The 17,251-nt window shown below is 71.1% G+C and carries 13 protein-coding genes; 5 read left to right on the top strand and 8 right to left on the bottom strand.

What is annotated here, in order from left to right:
* Positions 1–61 precede the first annotated feature (61 nt).
* The 5 genes from BIU96_RS07755 to BIU96_RS07735 form a co-directional block, all read right to left on the bottom strand.
* Entirely contained in the window at positions 62–916 is an 855-nt protein-coding gene (locus BIU96_RS07755; protein WP_071292038.1) for a glycosyltransferase family 2 protein, read from the bottom strand.
* On the bottom strand, positions 913–2,064 hold the full coding sequence (locus BIU96_RS07750) for a glycosyltransferase family 1 protein (protein ID WP_071292037.1): 1,152 nt from the start codon (positions 2,062–2,064) through the stop codon (positions 913–915). The genes BIU96_RS07755 and BIU96_RS07750 overlap by 4 nt, the downstream gene beginning before the upstream one ends.
* A gap of 74 nt (positions 2,065–2,138) precedes the next feature.
* Positions 2,139–3,254 carry a glycosyltransferase family 2 protein gene (locus BIU96_RS07745; RefSeq protein ID WP_139199895.1) on the bottom strand — a complete coding sequence of 372 codons (1,116 nt, stop codon included), beginning with the start codon at positions 3,252–3,254 and terminating at the stop codon, positions 2,139–2,141.
* Positions 3,173–4,402, bottom strand: a complete 1,230-nt coding sequence (locus BIU96_RS07740) for an ABC transporter ATP-binding protein (RefSeq protein ID WP_071292036.1) — start codon at positions 4,400–4,402, stop codon at positions 3,173–3,175. The genes BIU96_RS07745 and BIU96_RS07740 overlap by 82 nt, the downstream gene beginning before the upstream one ends.
* A gap of 3 nt (positions 4,403–4,405) precedes the next feature.
* Positions 4,406–5,308: an ABC transporter permease gene (locus tag BIU96_RS07735; RefSeq protein WP_071292035.1), complete on the bottom strand. Its 903-nt coding sequence runs from the start codon at positions 5,306–5,308 to the stop codon at positions 4,406–4,408.
* Between the two features lie 216 nt (positions 5,309–5,524).
* On the opposite strand from BIU96_RS07735, the gene BIU96_RS07730 reads away from it, so the two are divergent.
* Together BIU96_RS07730 and BIU96_RS07725 are read left to right on the top strand one after the other, a co-directional pair.
* Positions 5,525–6,109, top strand: coding sequence for a hypothetical protein (locus BIU96_RS07730; protein WP_071292034.1), 585 nt, complete (start codon positions 5,525–5,527; stop codon positions 6,107–6,109).
* Positions 6,109–8,550 (top strand): hypothetical protein, encoded by a 2,442-nt coding sequence (locus tag BIU96_RS07725; RefSeq protein WP_071292033.1) that lies wholly within the window; start codon positions 6,109–6,111, stop codon positions 8,548–8,550. The genes BIU96_RS07730 and BIU96_RS07725 overlap by 1 nt, the downstream gene beginning before the upstream one ends.
* Before the next feature lie 108 nt (positions 8,551–8,658).
* On the opposite strand, the gene BIU96_RS07720 is transcribed toward BIU96_RS07725, so the two are convergent.
* Entirely contained in the window at positions 8,659–9,996 is a 1,338-nt protein-coding gene (locus BIU96_RS07720; protein WP_071292032.1) for a glycosyltransferase, read from the bottom strand.
* A 225-nt stretch (positions 9,997–10,221) separates the two neighbouring features.
* Between BIU96_RS07720 and BIU96_RS07715 the strand changes: the two genes are divergently transcribed.
* Both BIU96_RS07715 and BIU96_RS07710 read left to right on the top strand, forming a co-directional pair.
* Positions 10,222–12,711: a glycosyltransferase gene (locus tag BIU96_RS07715; RefSeq protein ID WP_071292045.1), complete on the top strand. Its 2,490-nt coding sequence runs from the start codon at positions 10,222–10,224 to the stop codon at positions 12,709–12,711.
* A complete protein-coding gene (locus BIU96_RS07710; protein WP_071292031.1) occupies positions 12,708–13,442 on the top strand; it encodes a polyprenol monophosphomannose synthase in 735 nt (244 codons plus the stop codon). The genes BIU96_RS07715 and BIU96_RS07710 overlap by 4 nt, the downstream gene beginning before the upstream one ends.
* A gap of 88 nt (positions 13,443–13,530) precedes the next feature.
* On the opposite strand, the gene BIU96_RS07705 is transcribed toward BIU96_RS07710, so the two are convergent.
* Together BIU96_RS07705 and BIU96_RS07700 are read right to left on the bottom strand one after the other, a co-directional pair.
* The gene (locus BIU96_RS07705; RefSeq protein ID WP_071292030.1) at positions 13,531–15,408 is read right to left on the bottom strand and encodes a hypothetical protein; all 1,878 of its coding nucleotides are present in this window, start codon (positions 15,406–15,408) and stop codon (positions 13,531–13,533) included.
* Between the two features lie 169 nt (positions 15,409–15,577).
* The gene (locus BIU96_RS07700) at positions 15,578–16,879 is read right to left on the bottom strand and encodes an O-antigen ligase (RefSeq protein ID WP_083402737.1); all 1,302 of its coding nucleotides are present in this window, start codon (positions 16,877–16,879) and stop codon (positions 15,578–15,580) included.
* Positions 16,880–17,001: 122 nt separating this feature from the next.
* Between BIU96_RS07700 and BIU96_RS07695 the strand changes: the two genes are divergently transcribed.
* Positions 17,002–17,208, top strand: a complete 207-nt coding sequence (locus BIU96_RS07695; protein WP_071292029.1) for a hypothetical protein — start codon at positions 17,002–17,004, stop codon at positions 17,206–17,208.
* Positions 17,209–17,251 lie beyond the last annotated feature (43 nt).

Below are 17,251 nucleotides of genomic sequence, written 5' to 3'. Positions count from 1 at the left end.
TTTTGCGGGACGGCGCGGCGGGACGGCGGGACGGCGGGGCGCGCCGGGACGGGACGCGGCCTTACTTGCGGGTGACCCAGCGCGCCCGGACGGCCAGGCCGACGCGCAGCACGACACGGAGCGGCCACAGCCACCACGCCCGGTACTTCCGCGACAGGAACCGGTAGGCGCTCCGGTGGTGCTCGATCTCCATGCGGCGCCGGTTCGACGACGTCGAGTGCGCTCCGGTGTGCGTCACGACCGACGTCGGCACGTACACGTTCGCCCGCCCGGCCCGACCGACGCGCTGCCCGAGGTCGACGTCCTCGAAGTACATGAAGTACGACTCGTCGAAGCCCCCGAGCTGCCGGAACAGGTCGGTGCGGATGAGGAAGCACGCCCCGGACAGCCAGCCGGCCTCGCGCTCGACGACCTGCGTGGTCGACCAGTACCGCTGACTCCACGGGTTCGCCGGCCAGAAGCGCGAGAACGCGGCGTGGCCGAGGCCGGTGCGGAGCGAGGGGAGCCGCCGCGCGGACGGGTAGGTCTCGCCCTGCTCGTCGAGGATCCGCGGGCCGAACGACCCACCGTCGGGCAGCCGGTCGGCCGCGGCGACGAGCTCGTCGATGGACCCCGGTTCGAGCACGACGTCGGGGTTCGTGACGAGCAGGAACTCGGGGCGCACGTCGGGCAGGACGTCGTCGAGCGCGGCGAGGGCGGCATCGATACCGCCGCCGTAGCCGCGGTTCCCGCCCGAGGACACCACGACGGCGCCGTAGGACTCGCCGATGGCGCGGAGCGCGTCGATGTCGGTGGAACCGTTGTCGGCGATCACGACCGCGACCGGGGACGCCGATGCAGCCTCGACGCTCGCGAGGAACGGCCGGATCGTCTCACCCGTGTTGTACGTGACCGTGAGGACGGCGACCCGGATCACCGTACGCTCCTGGCGACCGACTCGTACGCGGCGACGTGCACGTCGGCGGTCGCGTCCCAGGTGAAGTCCTCGGCGCGACGGAGCGCTGCGGCCCGGTGCGTCGCGACGAGGGCGGGGTCGTCGAGCAGCGAAGCGATCGCGGCGGCGAGGTCCCCGGCGGAGGGCTCGGAGTAGACCGCCGCGTCGCCACCGACCTCGGGCAGCGAGAGCCGGCGGGTGGTCAGCACGCACGCGCCCGTGGCCATCGCCTCGACCACGGGCAGGCCGAAGCCCTCGCCGAGGGACGGGTACACGACGAACTCGGCACCACCGAGGAAGCCGGAGAGGTCCTCGAGCGGCAGGTAGCCGGCCTCGACGACGTGGTCGGCGTCCTGCAGGGCGTCGAGTCGCTCGATCGCGTCGTCGTCCCAGCCGCGGGCGCCGGAGAGCACGAGCCACGGCGTGGGGGAGCCGGTGGCGTCGCGGGCACCCCGGACTGCGGCGTACGCGTCGAGTAGGGCCGTGACGTTCTTGCGCGGCTCGATCGTGCCGAGGAACGCGATCCACGACGCGTCGTCCGGCAGGCCGGCGGCGATCCGGGCGTCCTCGACCTCGGCGGTGGACGGCTCGTGGAAGCGGGAGCGGTCGACGCCGAGCGGAGCGACCCGGACGTCGGCGCGGATGCCGCTGACCACGCGGGCGGCCTCGGTCGACGTCGCCGCACTCGGCACGATCACGACGGGACGGGTCCGGAGCGACCGACGGCTCCACCAGGTGAAGAACGTGCGCTTCAGGCGGGAGTGCCACTCCGGGTTCGAGAAGAACGTGGCGTCGTGGAGCGTGACCACCGAACCCCGTCGCCAGGTGAACGGGAACGTGTAGTGCGGCGAGTGCAGGACCGCGGCGCCCAGCCGACGGCCGAGTGCCGGCAGCCCGGTCTGCTCCCACAGGAAGCGCAGTGGCACCGAGTCGGTCCACGACGGCGCGGTGTGCACGGTGGCGTTCGGAGCGACCGCGCGGAAGTGGTCGGCGTGCACCGGGCGGACGACGAGGTGCACGTCGAGCGCGGGACCCGTCAGGTGCGACACGACCCCCTCGACGTAGCGGCCGACGCCGCCGAGGTTCTCCGGTACCGCGGTCCCGTCGATGAGGACGGTGAGCTGCGGCACGCGGGGTTCCTTCCGTGCGGGGACGCCGCGGCCGGGACCGTCGACGGGGGAGTGACCAGGATAGCCCGACCCGCTCATGCGCCGGGTTCCACCGCTCCGCGCGGGACGGACGCGACCCGCTGCTGCCGGACGCGCCGCGCGAGGTGCGCGGGGAGGTGCCCGACCACGTCGGCCAGTGCTGCCAGGACGAGCCGCGCCTCCCGTCGGGTGGAGCTGCCGGCCAGGCCCCGGAGGCCGCGCGCGAGGGTGCGGACGGCGGCGCGGAGCACCGTCGGCCACGGCGCGTGCCAGAGCGCGACGACGAGTCGGTTGCGGGCGTTGCGGAAGACGAAGAGGTCGCTCCGGACACCGGACGACGCGGAGTGGTCGTGCACGACGACGGCGTCGGCGGCGTACTCGACCCGCCAGCCGCGCCGGCGGAGGCGCCAGGCGAGCTCGGTGTCCTCGTAGTACATGAAGAGCGATTCGTCGAGCAGCCCGACGTCGTCGAGGGCGGCTCGTCGGATCGCGGCGGCACCGCCGGAGAAGCCGAAGACGGCCGTGTCGGCGACCCGGTCGGCCGGCGCGAACCAGTCGCGGTCGGACCCGTTGCCGGCCCGGTCGACGCGGACACCGGTCGAGTTGAGCCGGACCTCGCCGTCCGGCGACGGCACCCACAGGTGGCCGTCGTGGTCCCGCAGGGCGCGTTGGTCCGGTGCTGCGGCGGCACCGGCCGGGAGGCGCGTCCAGCGCCCGGCGAGCACGATGCGGCCCGTCACCGCGGCGACGGCCGCGGGGGCGGTGGCGAGGTGGTCGCGGAGGGCCGCGACGAACCCCGGAGCGGGCTCGGCGTCGTTGTTCAGGAGGACCACGAGGTCGGCGTCCGTGTGCCGGATGCCCGCGTTCGCCCCGACGGCGAACCCGCCGTTCATGCCGAGCGCGAGGACCGTCGCCTCCGGCAGGTCGCGGCGGAGCACCGCGACCGAGTCGTCGTCGGAGCCGTTGTCGACCACGACCACCTGGTCGGCCGCGCCTTCGTCGAGGACGGCGCGCACCGCACGGGTGGTGAGGTCGGCGCGGTTCCAGTTGACGACGACGACCGCCGTGCGGAGGTCGTCGCCGGACGGCGTCAGTCGAGCTCCTCGATGGAGGGCTTGGCGTAGACGCTGCCGACGGCGTCGCCGAACGAGGGGACCTCGAACGAGTCGCACTCCGGCAGGTCGTGGAGGTGCCGACCGGCGGAGTCCATCATCGACACGTTGATGAAGTACTTGCCGGTGCCGAAGTTCGTGTCCGCGATGCGGAGTCGGAGCTTCCGTCGACCGTGCAGGGGCTCGAGGTGGATCCCCATGATGCCGGTGGTGGTGCCGTAGACGACCTGGCCGGCGGTGTTGTTGATCTGCACCGCGGCCTCCCAGTCGGCGACGCCGTCGAGGTGCTCGAACTCCATGTCCACGATGAGGTCGTCGCCGGGGACGACCTGGTCGCGGTGCTGCTTGCCGTCGGCGTGCACGGAGGCGCCGAGCACGGTGCCGCGCCCGACGGCGACGTCCGCGCTGAGCTCGCCGGAGCGGCGCTCCTCGAGCACGTCGCGGAACTTGCTGACCGCCTCGACCGCGTCGCCGTCGTGCAGGACCTTGCCCTTGTTGAGCAGGACCACACGGTCGCACATCTCCTGCACCTGGCTGAGCGAGTGCGTGACGATGATGATCGTCTTCCCCTGCTCTTGGAAGGAGCGGATGCGGTCGAGGCACTTGCGCTGGAAGGCCTCGTCGCCGACGGCGAGGACCTCGTCGACCAGGAGCACGTCGGGGTCGGTGTGCACGGCCACCGCGAAGGCGAGCCGCACGTACATGCCGGATGAGTAGAACTTCACCTGGGTGTCGATGAAGTCGCCGATGCCGGAGAACGCGAGGATGTCGTCGAAGCGCTCCTCGGTCTCCTTGCGGCTCAGGCCGAGCAGGGCCGCGTTCAGGAACACGTTCTCGCGGCCGGACAGGTCCGGGTGGAAGCCGGCGCCGAGCTCGAGCAGGGCGGCCAGGCGACCGCGACGCGCGACGGTGCCGGACGTCGGCTGGATGATCCCGCCGATGGCCTTGAGCAGCGTGGACTTGCCCGAACCGTTCTGGCCGATGAGACCGACGGTGGTGCCGGCCTGGATCGACACGGTGACGTCGTCGAGTGCCCAGAAGTCCTGGCGGTGCTTCCGGCCGGCGCGGCCGAGCGTGACGATGCGCTCGCGGATCGTGTTGTCCTTGCGGACGACGAAGCGCTTGCGGACGTGGTCGATGACGATGACGTCGGGGCGCTCGGCGGTGGCGCCGGACGTCGACGGGGCGACGGGGGTGCTGATGGCCATGGTCTAGAGCTCCTGCGCGAAGTTGCCCTGCAGGCGGGAGAAGACCCGCTGCGCCCCGAGCAGGCAGAACAGCCCGATCACGAAGGCGATGCCGAGACGGAGCATGAGGTGGTCGGGGTAGACCACCTTCGTCGGGTCGTGGAGCCAGATCGCGTTCTGCATGCCCAGGACCGACAGGGTCAGCGGGTTGTTCGTGTAGACGGCGAGGATCCAGTCCACCTTGAGCCGCTCGATCACCATCGAGTACGAGTACACGATGGGCGAGGCCCACAGGAGCACCATCAGACCGACGTCGATCACGAACTGCACGTCGCGCAGGTAGACGTTCAGCGCGGCGAGCACCAGGCCGATCGCGCACCCGTAGACCAGGATCACCAGCAGCGAGGGGATCAGGTAGACGAGCCCCTCGTGGAAGGGGAACACCCCGATCACGATCGTGGCTGCGATGAGGATGCCGAACTGGATGACGTAGTTCACCAGGGCGGCACCGACGCTCGCGAGCGGGAAGACCTCGCGCGGGACGTAGACCTTCTTGATGAGCCCTGAGTTGCCGACGATCGAGCTGGTGGACCCCGCGACGATCTCGCTGAACAGCGTGTACGCGCTGAGGCCGGTGAAGACGTAGATGGCGAAGTTGTCGATGCCCTTCGCGGCGCCGAGGATCTGTCCCATCACGAAGTAGTAGATGAGGAGCTGGGTCAGCGGACGGACCAGCGTCCACACGAACCCGAGCGCCGAGTCCTTGTACCGCGCCTTGAGGTCGCGGCGGATGAGCATGCCGAGCATCTCGCGCTGCCGGAAGACGTCGCGCAGCTCTCGCCAGGTTCCTCGGATGGCACTCGTCGGAGCGCCGATCACGACGAGGGGCTCCTTCGCGAGCGCCGCCATGCGGGCTTGATCGACCATGTGTCTCTTCGTTCGTGGGGGCAGGACCGGAACAGCATACTCACCGGGCATCCGGGCACGCCTGGGCGACCCGGCAGTCCGGCCAACGCTGCGCGACAGCCGTCGTGCACCCCGAGCGGGGGTGAAAGTCGACGGATTCAACCCTCAACCTTCACTTTGGGGTTACCGTTGTCGCAACCCGGACCCTTGTCAACATCCACAGGACGGCCCGTCAGCATGCAGCTTGCTCCACGGCCGATCGCTGCGCTCGCGGTGGTCGGTGCTCTCAGTCTCCTCGCGGCGGGTTGTTCCGCCGGCGGAGACGACCCCACTCCCTCACCCACACGCAGTGCGTCCGCGACGGCTTCGGCCACGCCGACGGCGACCGCCACCGAGACCCCGTCGACCGCCCCCACCCAGGGCACCGACGACCCGTCGACCGGTGACGACGACGCCGGCGACGTCCCCACGGCGTTCCCCGGCAGCGGTCAGACCGCGCAGCCCGACACCGATCCGTCGGACTTCCCGGCGACCGCCCTCGTCACCTTCTCCGGGTGGGACGCCGGCTCGAAGACCCTGCAGGCGGGCGGTCTCGTCTCCGGCACCACGAACGCCGGCGGCACGTGCACGTTCACCGCGACCAAGAGCGGTGTGACCCGGACCCTGACCACCGCGGCGGAGGCGAGTGCCTCGTCCGTGAACTGCGCGCAGGCGTCGTTCCCCGCGTCCCAGGTGTCGACCGGCACCTGGTCGATCACGCTCAAGTACTCGGTGGGGTCGCAGTCGACCACCTCCGACCCGATGACGGCGGAGGTGCCGTGATGCGTTCCACCCACACGAACGACGGACGACGGCGTCCGATCCGCTCCGCCCTCGGCATGGTCGCCGCGCTCGCGATCGCCGTCAGCGGTCTGACCTTCGGCACGCTCGTGTCCGAGGCGACGACCACCGAGTCGGCGTCGGCCGCGACCGCGGCGGGCTTCGACCCGGGCAACATCATCAGCGACGCGAACTTCTACAACGGTTCGGCGATGAGCGGCTCCAGCGTGCAGTCGTTCCTCAACAGCGTCGCCGCGAACTGCAAGCAGCAGTCCGGCGGTCCCGTCTGCCTGAAGAACTTCACGCAGAACGTCAGCACCATCAAGGCCGTCTCCGGTCGGTGCTCCGCGATCGCCGGCGGCAACAAGTCGGCCGCGACGATCATCGCCCAGGTCGGTGCCGCGTGCGGCGTGAGCCAGAAGGCGCTCATCGTCCTGCTCGAGAAGGAGCAGGGCATCATCGCGACGTCGAGGCCGACGAACTGGATGTACCAGCACGCCACCGGCTTCGCGTGCCCCGACACCGCCCCGTGCGACCCGGCCTACCGTGGGTTCGCGCAGCAGGTGTACGCCGCGGCGCTGCAGTTCAAGCGCTACCAGGCGACCCCGACCTCCTGGGCGTACCAGGCCGGTCGCAACAACGCGATCCTCTACAACCCGAACGCCGCGTGCGGCCGGAAGACCGTCTACATCAAGAACCAGGCGACCGCGGGGCTGTACATCTACACGCCGTACACGCCGAACACCGCCGCCATGTCGAACCTCTACGGCTCGGGTGACAGCTGCTCGGCCTACGGCAACCGCAACTTCTGGCGCATGTACACCGACTGGTTCGGCTCGCCGACCGGTGGGTCGTCGCCGATCGGCAGCCTCGACTCGCTCACCCCGGGCTTCCGCCAGGTGACGGTCGGTGGGTGGACGGCCGACCCGGACACCACCGCCGCCATCAAGGCGCAGATCTACGTCGACGGCGTCGGCAAGGCGTCGGTCATGGCGAACGCGAACCGGACGGACCTGGCCGCGCGCCTCGGTTCGAGCAACACCGCGCACGGGTTCTCGACGACGCTCTCCGGCCTCAGCGCCGGCAAGCACAACGTGTGCGTCTTCGGCATCAACACCGGCCCCGGTTCGAACACCCTGCTCGAGTGCCGTGACGTCAGCATCTCGGGTGGCACCCCGACCGGTGTCATCGACGCGGCCTCGGCCGTGGCCGGCACGCTGACGATCCGTGGGTGGGCCATCGACCGCGACACGACGTCGGCGACCCAGGTGCAGGTCCGTGCCGGGAACAAGACGCTCGGCACCCTCTCTGCCAACCAGAAGAAGGCCGGTCTCAACGCGGCGAAGCCGGGCTACGGCGACAACCACGGGTACTCGGGGTCGCTGAAGGGCTTCCCGGCCGGAACCCAGACCGTGCGCGTCTACGCGAAGGACCTGTCGAGCGGCAGCTGGACCCAGATCGCCACGAAGTCGGTCACGCAGCCGACCGGCTACCCCTGGCTCGCGGTCGACGAGGTCGCGTCCAAGGCGCCGGGGAGCTTCGTCGCCCGTGGCTGGGCGATCGACCCGGACACGACCGGGACGATCCGCGTGCACTTCTACCTCGACGGCAAGGGTGTCGCCAACATCGCGGCGGACCAGCTCAAGTCGGGCCTGAACAGCGCGAAGCCCGGCTTCGGTGACAAGCACGGCTACCGGCTCGAGAAGTCGGGCATCTCCGCGGGCAAGCACAACCTGTGCATCATCGCGATCAACACCGGACCGAAGAACGTCAACGCGAGCATCTGCAAGCCGTTCTCGACGCCGACCGGTTCGCCGAAGGTGACCGTCGGTCAGGCGTCGGCGGCCGGGCTCGGTGCGATGACGGTGAGCGGGACGGCCTTCGACCCGGACACCGTGTCGGCGGTCGCCCTGCGGTACACCGTCGACGGCAAGCAGGTCGCGACCGGGACGGCGAACCAGGCCGCGAAGGGCTTCGACACCGCGCACCCCGGCTACGGGGCGGCCCACGGGTACCAGCAGAAGCTCACCGGCATCGGCCCGGGCTCGCACACGGTCTGCGTGGTGGCGAAGAACACCGGCGGCGGCTCGGACACGAGCTCCTGCACGAAGGTGGCGGCGGCCAGCGGCAACCCGACCCTCCTGCTCGACGAGGTCTCCTCGCCGAGCGCGGACACGGTCCGGGTCCGTGGCTGGGCGATCGACCCGGACACGAAGGCGTCCGTCCGCGTCCACGTCTACTTCGACGGTGCGAGCGGCAAGTCGATCGCGGCTGACCAGGCGAAGGCGTCGCTCGCGACGGCCTACGCCGGCTTCGGCGCGAACCACCAGTTCGACGCGACCTTCACCGGTCGGCCCTCGGGAGCGACCAACGTGTGCGTCTACGCCATCAACCAGGGCGCGGGGCAGAACACGCAGATCTGCCGGTCGCTGACGGTCAAGTAGGACGTCAGCCGCGAACGACGGGAGGCGCGGTGCCAGCTGGCACCGCGCCTCCCGTCCGTTCCGGGCTGGCTTCCACCACCCCGGCCGGCCTGCGTCGTCGGCCGGCCGTCAGCTCCGGCGACGGAGCGCTCGGGCGACGCCGCCGAGCCTGTCGAGGACCCGGAACTCGGCCGAGTGCGTGAGCGCGTCGTACCGGACCGCGAGGGCGTCCCGCTCGACCCGGGCGTCGTGCTGCCCCTGCTCGGCGGTGCGTCGAGCGCGGTCGAGGACCGCGACCGCCTCCTCGGAGACGATGAGCCGGCGGTTGATGTCCTCGACGCCGGATCGGTGGAGGTCGCGCTCGCGCTCCACCTCGCGGAGCACCTCCCGCTGCAGGGCGGCCCAGCGCAGCAACGGGTCCCTGGGTCCGCTGCGGGTGGCGGCGCGGGCGACCACGGCGTCGAGCGACGGCGAGACCTGCGCGGCGCGGGCGGCGTAGGAGTGCCGATCGACGACCACCGCCCGGAGCCGCTCGGCGAGGGCGTCGCGCTCGGCGGTCGGCATCGCGAGGACGCGCTCGAGGGACGGTGCGTCGGTGAACACCGGCACGTCGGCCAGCCCGAGCTCGTCGAGGCCGAGCGCGCAGGTCGTGACCGGCAGCGCGCCGCAGGCGAGTGACTCGTACAGCCGCGAGTTCAGGGTGCCGAACTCGGCGGCCGGCGCGATGACGTCGTCGACGACGAACGCGGCGGCCCGGTAGACCTCGGGCAACGCGAAGTAGGACACCGCGGGACGGAGCTCGACGCCGGGCGCGGCGTCGACGTGGTCGACGTTCGCGGCGAACCAGACGATCGGCTCGACGGGCGCGACCTGCTGCAGGACGTCCTGGACGCCGCGGCGGGCGCCCCAGAAGTTGACGGTCGTCACCGTGCGGTCGGAGCGCGGGGTCGGGGTGCCGCCGGTCTCGGTGGTGCCACCTGGCTCGGTGGTGAAGAGGTCGAGGTCGACGCCGATCGGGACGACTTCCACCGGGTGCCCCACCGCACCGGCGAGCTCCTCGGCGGCGATCGACGAGGACGCCCAGACGGCGTCGTACTCGGCGAGGTACGGCAGCGACGCCCACTGCGCGGTCCAGTTGCGGACCCAGGCGACGGTCGCCGTCCCCGACGGGACGAGCCCCGGCACGAACGACTCGATCATGCTCACGAGCACCGTCGTGTCCGCCGGCACGTCGTCCGCCCAGCGCGGGATGGGCCACAGGTCGACACCCCAGCCCTCGGCGCGGAGCGCCCGCGCGAGGCCGAGCGCCACGAACAGGTCGCCCTTCCCCTCGGCTGGGTCGTACGTCGACACGGCGAAGCGGACGGTGCCCCGCGGACCGACGGCGTGCTCGCCGCGCGCGAGGGCGGCGTACTCGTCGGCGAGGGGGGAGGAAGCGGGGGAGAGCGGGATCGAGGGCTGGGTCACGGGGGCTCCGGGTCTGGGGAGGAGACCGCCGCGACGGGTCGGACCGGAGCGCGGCGGGCTGGGGCGGCCGGGTGGGGGCCGTGTGCCATTGTGCCCGAACCCACCGCGATCTCAGGGGAGCGGCGTGCTCTGCCTTGTAGGGTGATGTCGGCCGACGGGCACCCCCGACGGTCGCACCACCGATGATCCACGCCGCGTGTGCGGCAGCCGCTGGAGGAACTCGCCGTGACAGAGCGCAAGCCAGGAGTCGTCTCCGTCGTCCTCGTGAACTACAAGGGCACGGACGACACGCTGACGAGCATCGCCGAGCTCCGCAAGCAGGACTGGCCGCAGGACCGGCTCGAGGTGATCGTCGTCGACAACGGCTCGGGTGCGGAGCACGTCGGCCGGCTGAAGGCCTCCGACCTCGACTTCACCTTCGTCGACTCCGGCCAGAACCTCGGCTTCACCGGCGGCTGCAACCTCGGCGTCGAGCACTCCTCCGGCGAGATCGTGGCGTTCCTCAACAACGACGCCCGCCCCGACACCGGCTGGGTGCGCGAGGCGATGGCGACGTTCGCGTCCGGCGCCGACATCGGCGCGGTCGCGTCGAAGGTCCTCGACTGGGAGGGCGTCAACGTCGACTTCACCGAGGCCGCGATGACCTGGTACGGCATGGGCTACAAGCCCTTCGCCGGGTCGCCCGACACCGGCCGCTGGGAGTCCGAGACGGACGTGCTGTTCGGCACCGGCGCGGCGATGTTCATCCGCGCAGAGCTCTTCGAGCAGCTGGGCGGCTTCGACGACCGCTACTTCATGTTCTACGAGGACGTCGACCTCGGCTGGCGGCTCAACCTGCTCGGCTGGCGCTTCCGGTACCAGCCGAAGTCGGTCGCGTTCCACAAGCACCACGCGTCGATGAACAAGTTCGGGGACTTCCGCGAGACGTACCTCCTCGAGCGCAACGCCCTCTTCACGCTCTACAAGAACCTCGGCGACGAGCAGCTCGCCGCCGCGCTGCCCGGGTCGCTCGCCCTGGCGGTCCGCCGCGCCGTCGGCCGTGGCGAGCTCGACTCGACGGAGCTCGACCTGCGGAACCCCGGCGACGACGCCGTGCCGACGATCCCGGTGCCGAAGACGAGCATGGCGGGCATCTACGGCGTCGACCAGTTCGTCGAGCAGCTGCCGTCGATGACCGAGTCCCGTCGTGAGATCCAGGCGACCCGTGTCCGCAGCGACCGCGAGCTCCTCCGCCTGTTCGGCAACCGCGACGAGCCCGCCTACCCGATCGAGAACTACCTCGCCGGCTACGACAAGATCGTGCACTCCCTCGGCGTGCTCGAGGTCGGCACCCGGCGTCGGATCCTCATCATCACCGGCGACTCCATCGGCGAGAAGATGGCGGGTCCGGCGATCCGCGCCACCCAGATGGCGAAGCAGCTCGCGAACGAGCACGACGTCCGCGTCATCAGCCTGACGCGCTCCTCGCCGATCGACCCGTCGTACGAGGTCGTCACGGTGCCGCACCGCCACCCGCGCCAGATGGTCGAGCACGAGGCCTGGGCCGACGTCGTCATCGTGCAGGGCCACGCGCTCCGGCTGTTCCCGGTCCTCGAGTCGACGCGCAAGATCCTGGTGGTGGACGTCTACGACCCGCTGCACCTCGAGCAGCTCGAGCAGGGCCGCAGCGACGACGTCGACCAGTGGAACCGGCAGATCCTCGACGCGTCCGACACGCTCAACCACCAGCTCGAACTCGGTGACTACTTCATCTGCGCGTCCGAGCGGCAGCGGATGTTCTGGCTCGGCCAGCTCGCCGGCTCCGGTCGCGTGAACGCGCGCACCTACTCGCGCGACCCCGACCTCCGCTCGCTCATCGGCGTCGTGCCGTTCGGCCTGTCCTCGACGCCGCCCGTCCACGACCAGCAGCGGGTGAAGGGCGTCGTGCCGGGCATCGGCAAGAACGACAAGCTCGTCGTCTGGGGCGGCGGCATCTACGACTGGTTCGACCCGATCACGCTCGTGCGGTCGATCGGGCAGCTCGCCGAGCGTCGTCCGAACGTCAAGCTCTTCTTCATGGGCGTGCAGCACCCGAACCCCGACGTGCCCGAGATGGACATCGTCGCGAAGGTGCGCGCCGAGGCGGACGCGCTCGGCCTCACCGGCAAGAACGTGTTCTTCAACGAGGCCTGGATCCCCTACGAAGAGCGCGGCGCCTACCTGCTCGAGGCCGACGCCGGGGTGTCGACGCACTACGAGCACCTCGAGACCACGTTCTCGTTCCGCACGCGCATCCTCGACTACCTGTGGGCGCGCTTGCCGATCGTGACGACCGCCGGCGACTCGTTCGGCGACCTGGTCGCCGCCGAGAAGCTCGGGATCGCCGTGCACGAGCAGGACATCGACGGGCTCGCTGACGCCCTCGAGACGGCCCTCTTCGACAAGAAGGCCCGTGCCGAGTTCATCGGCAACGTCGACCGTGTGCGCGAGCAGTTCACGTGGGAGAACGTCCTCGCCCCGCTCGTCGAGTTCTGCCGGAACCCCGTCCGTGCCGCCGACAAGTCGGTCCGCGAGACGAGCGCGCAGATCGAGGCGCACCAGATGCGTGTCCGGGTGCCGGACCGCAAGAAGCTCTACGGCGTCCGCCACGACCTCGGCCGTGCGGTGCACTACTTCCGCACCGAAGGCCCGCGCAGCGTCGCGGGCAAGATCAAGCGCCGGCTGACGAACCGGTGACCGCGGGGGATCCCTCGGCGCTCGTCATCGTGCCCACGTACAACGAGGCCGAGAACGTCCGCGCCGTCACGTCGGCGGTCTTCGACGCCCTGCCCACCGCGCACCTGCTCGTCGTCGACGACGGCAGCCCCGACGGCACCGCCGACATCGTCCGCGAGCTCGCCGCTGCCGACCCGCGCGTGCACCTGCTGGAGCGGAGCGGCAAGCTCGGCCTCGGCACGGCGTACGTCGCCGGCTTCCGGTGGGGGCTCGAGCGCGGCTACCCCCTGCTGGTCGAGATGGACGCCGACGGCTCGCACCCGGCCGACCGGCTCCCCGCGCTCGTCGACGCCGTGCGCGCCGACGACCGTGTCGCGCTGGCCATCGGTTCGCGCTGGGTCCCCGGCGGGTCCGTGGTGGACTGGCCGCTCCGACGCCAGGCCCTCAGCCGAGGGGCGAACACCTACGCCCGACTCGTGCTCGGGATCGACGTGCGGGACATCACCGCCGGGTTCCGTGTCTACCGCGCCGACACCGTCGCCCGGATGGACCTCGACTCGGTCGACTCGAAGGGCTACTGCTTCCAGGTCGACATGACGTTGCGGGTGGACGACCTCGGCGGGCGGATCGTCGAGGTGCCGATCCGGTTCCGCGACCGCGTGCACGGTGTCTCCAAGATGAGCCGCTCGATCGTGGTCGAGGCGATGCTGCGGGTCACCCAGTGGGGCGTCGAGCGGCGCTTCCGTCGCTGACGCTCGCCGCCACCGCCACCACCCGCGCCGCCACCCGCGCGCGCCCGCGACCGTGGAGGGCGGGCGCCGCGCGTGATGTCGCGTCGCGTCAGACGCACGTGACGACGTAGTCCGTCGTCCCGCTCACGTACTGGACCATGGTGGTCCGGCCTCCGGCCACGTACGGCGCTGACGAGCAGGCCGCCTGGGCACTCGCCGCGGATGCGTTCCCGATCGCACGCCACGTCGGCAGTGTGTAGAGCGGGCTGGTCGACGGCACGGCGCCGAACAAGGCCGTCCACTCCGACGGGGAGGAGTAGACACCGACGGAACCGCCGATCTTGGTGAAGTAGGCGGCCATGCCCTCGAGTGTCGCTCGGTTCAAGGTGGTCGTCTTCTGCCACGAGCCGTCGGTCTCCGCGTCGAGCCACCACCGGTACGAGCCCGGCGACGCGACACCGCGGACGTTGGCGTCCTCGTAGGCCCGGTTCCATCCGTACATCCACGAGCACTGCGTCGAGGTGAGCGCTGCGGTCCCGGCGACGCACGTGCCGTACGGGTTCGCGGCTTTCGTCCCACCGGGGTCGACGTTGCTCGTCGGCCACGAGCTCCGCGATGTCGTCGGGTGGTCCGCGAAGTACTGGCCCGGGTTCGCGGTGTTCACGTAGAGCTGCACCTTCGGCTGTGAGGTGCCGCCCGCGGACGACCTCGCCCACGTGAGCTGCTGCGCGAGGTACGGGTTGGTCGTCGTGGCGAGCCCGTTGTTCACACCGACGATGCCGAACGCCTGGTTCTTCGGGTAGGTGCTCGCGTTCCCGCCCTGCGGCCACGAGACGTCCGCACCGAAGCCCGACCCGCTCGACCCGTTCATGAAGTACCCGGCGACGTCGACGGTCAGCGCTGCCGTCCCCTTCGAGACCTTCGCCTGCGCGCGCCGGTCGACGCTCGACCCCACGAGCTTCGTCATCACCGCGTTGCTCAGCGTCTGGCCGGCTCCGAGCACCTGCGTGGCGACCTGCGGGTCCTGCCCGGCAGGGGTGAAGCGCAGGTAGCTGGCAGCGGTGGTCCGCGAGGTCGTGGCGGTCGCGACGATGGCGGTGGCCGTGCCGGGGACGCCGGCGGTGCCGGAGAGCCGGATCGTGCGCGGCGAGGTCGTGAGGGTGGTGGAGGCGGCCCGCACCGGGTTCACCGGGACGAACACCGACCCGGTCGACGTGTTCGCGTAGTAGCCCGCGACGTCCATGAAGACCGTGGCCGTCCCGCTGGAGACCTTGACCTGCGCCGCCCCGCCCGAGAGCTTCACGATGACCAGGTTCGAGATCGTCGTGCCCTTGGTGAAGACCTGCGCCGCGACCCTGGCGTCCTTGCCGGCGGGTGTCACACGGACGTACCCGTTGGCGCTGGGCGTCCCGACCTCGGTGTTGAGCGCCACGGCGGTCGCGTTCGAGGGGATGCCGGCGTGCCCGGCAAGGGGCACCCTGGTCGGTGTCGTGCCGACCCGCTTGTTGAAGACACGCGCGGCGTTGAGCGGCGTGAAGGTCGCTCCGGAGCCGTTCGCGTAGTAGCCGGACACGTCGAGGTAGACCGTCGCCGTGCCGGCCGACAGCTGGACCTGCACCTTGCCGCCGACCAGCCGGACCGTCTGCAGTGCGGACACGGTCTGGCCCCTGCGGAACGCCTGCGACGTCACCGCGGTGCCGACACCGGCCGGGGTCACGCGGGCGGTCCCGGCGGCGGTGGGGTTCTCGACCTCGACGTTCACCACGATCGCCGTCGCGGTGGCCGGCACGCCCGTCCGACCGCCGAGCTGCACGGTGGTCGGGGTCGTCCGGCCGGTGCCGGTCCACGAACGGACCGTGTCGAGCGGCGTGAAGCGTCCGGTCGCGGGTGCTGCGGCCTCGGCGGCGGTGACGGGTCCGACGACGACGGCCCCGACGGCCACCGCCACGACGGAGAGGATGATCGCGAACCGTTGGGCCAGGCGCATGGAGGTCCTTCTCGTGCGTGGGCCGTCCCCCTGACGACCGCTGGCAGTCTAGGGGGAGCCGACGACGCCGGACGGAACCTGAGCGGATGTACGTCCGCGGACACACGTCGGCGGTGATCCGTCGGGTGGTGGCGGGCGTGGCGGGGGTGCGCCGCGCCTCCAGGCCGGGTCAGGTGCGTGGCAGGTGCCGTCGCCACGACCGACGTCGGGCGGCGATGACGAGCACGGCCACGAAGACCATCAACCCGGCGCCGTGCAGCAGGTAGCTCTCCGCGGTGCTCGTGACGCCGAGGAGCACCAGGACGGCGGCCGGCCACACGTAGGCGACCCCGGGGAACGTCGTCGCGGTGACCCAGGCCCGGGCGAACGCGAGGAGCGCGGTGACCCCGAGGAGGATCGTGCCGGCGAGCCCGATCTGCAGCCAGGCGTCCACGAACGCGTTGAGGCCGGACGTGAAGGGCCGACCATCGGGGTCGATGAAGGTGACGTAGGGCACGACGGGCTCGTGCGGCCAGGTACCGACCCACCCCCAGCCCTGGATCGGGAACTGCGCGACGAAGACTCGGATCTGCGACCAGAGGTCGAGCCGGGTGGCGGTGCCGCCGGCCGCACCGATCTCGGCGAGCACCCGGTGCCGGCCGATCACACCGACGACGATCATCAGGAGCACGGCCCCGCCGAGCACACCGTTCACGACGGGCCGCGTCGTGGGACGCGCGTGCCGGAGTGACCACAGCGCCAGCGCGGTGATCGCGAGGGCGATCATCGCCAGTCCGGTGATGGGGGACTGCACGAGCATCAGCGCGATGACGGCCAAGGCCGTCGAGCCGATGGCGCGCCACATCGTCACCGAGCGGGTGAGGAACTCCACCACGAAGGTGACGAGCGCCATCGCGGCGATGAAGCCCATGAAGTTGCGGGTGCCGCCGATGCCCTGGATGGGACCGCCGTACGCGATGTTCCCCTGGATGCCGAACGCCGGGATCGGTGTGTCCAGGATGAGGCCGGACAGGACCTCGAGGCCGAGCGCGGTGACGAGCAGGATCCGGAACGCGTCGCCGGAGGCGCGGATCACCTGCACCAGGTCGCGTCCGAGCGCGAGGTAGAGCCCGAGCCCGATGAAGCAGACCGTGCCGACGAGTCCGCGGAGCGCCACCCAGGAGTACTCGCTCCACAGGACGCTCAGCGCGCAGTACCCGACGAACGCCATGAGGGACAGGGGGAGGACCCCGTGCCACTCGATCCGGTAGCGCTGGCCGAGCAGGCTCAGGCCGGCCAGGACGAAGAGGGTGACGAGCACGGCCCACACCCCGGCGCGACCGACGAGCGCGGCGACGGTGGGCTGGCCGAAGGCGAACAGCACGATGACGGTGGCGAGTGCCTGACTGAACCGCCCGCCGGCGGAGAACCCGATCCAGGCGGAGAGGTAGCGCCTGGCGAGCATGCGCTTCGTCAGCCGTCCGTCCGTCACCCGTCCATCTTGGCGTACGGACCTCGGTGCGGGACCATCGCGACCCATCCTGGGGACGGTTCCGTAGATAGCGGTGCGTCGATATTGCAGATACGGCATATGTCGACTACCGTCGGGTCACCATGGAGCGCACCACGCGCACGGCCTCGGGCAGGATCCGGACGTTCGGCGCGGCCGGCGCAGCCGTCCTCGTCGGGCTCGCGTCGGTGGTGATCGCGTGGTGGCGGCTCGGCCCGGTGGCGCGCGGGACCGTCTGGGCGGAGGACGGCGGCATCTTCCTCCGCGAGCGGATCGCCCTCGGACCCGTCGACTCGCTCCTGCACCCGTAAGCCGGCTACCTGCACCTCCTGCCGCGGCTGCTGGTCGACCTCG

The organism is Curtobacterium sp. MCBA15_008, assembly GCF_001865065.1.
In the GTDB taxonomy this organism is placed as follows: Bacteria; Actinomycetota; Actinomycetes; order Actinomycetales; family Microbacteriaceae; genus Curtobacterium.
This window is presented reverse-complemented; position numbering and strand designations above follow the sequence as displayed.

Coding starts and splice junctions, on each gene's coding strand:
- BIU96_RS07740 (WP_071292036.1), bottom strand. CDS start 4,402: ATGGCCATCAGCACCCCCGTCGCCCCGTCGACGTCCGGCGCCACCGCC.
- BIU96_RS07735 (WP_071292035.1), bottom strand. CDS start 5,308: ATGGTCGATCAAGCCCGCATGGCGGCGCTCGCGAAGGAGCCCCTCGTC.
- BIU96_RS07730 (WP_071292034.1), top strand. CDS start 5,525: ATGCAGCTTGCTCCACGGCCGATCGCTGCGCTCGCGGTGGTCGGTGCT.
- BIU96_RS07725 (WP_071292033.1), top strand. CDS start 6,109: ATGCGTTCCACCCACACGAACGACGGACGACGGCGTCCGATCCGCTCC.
- BIU96_RS07705 (WP_071292030.1), bottom strand. CDS start 15,408: ATGCGCCTGGCCCAACGGTTCGCGATCATCCTCTCCGTCGTGGCGGTG.
- BIU96_RS07695 (WP_071292029.1), top strand. CDS start 17,002: ATGGAGCGCACCACGCGCACGGCCTCGGGCAGGATCCGGACGTTCGGC.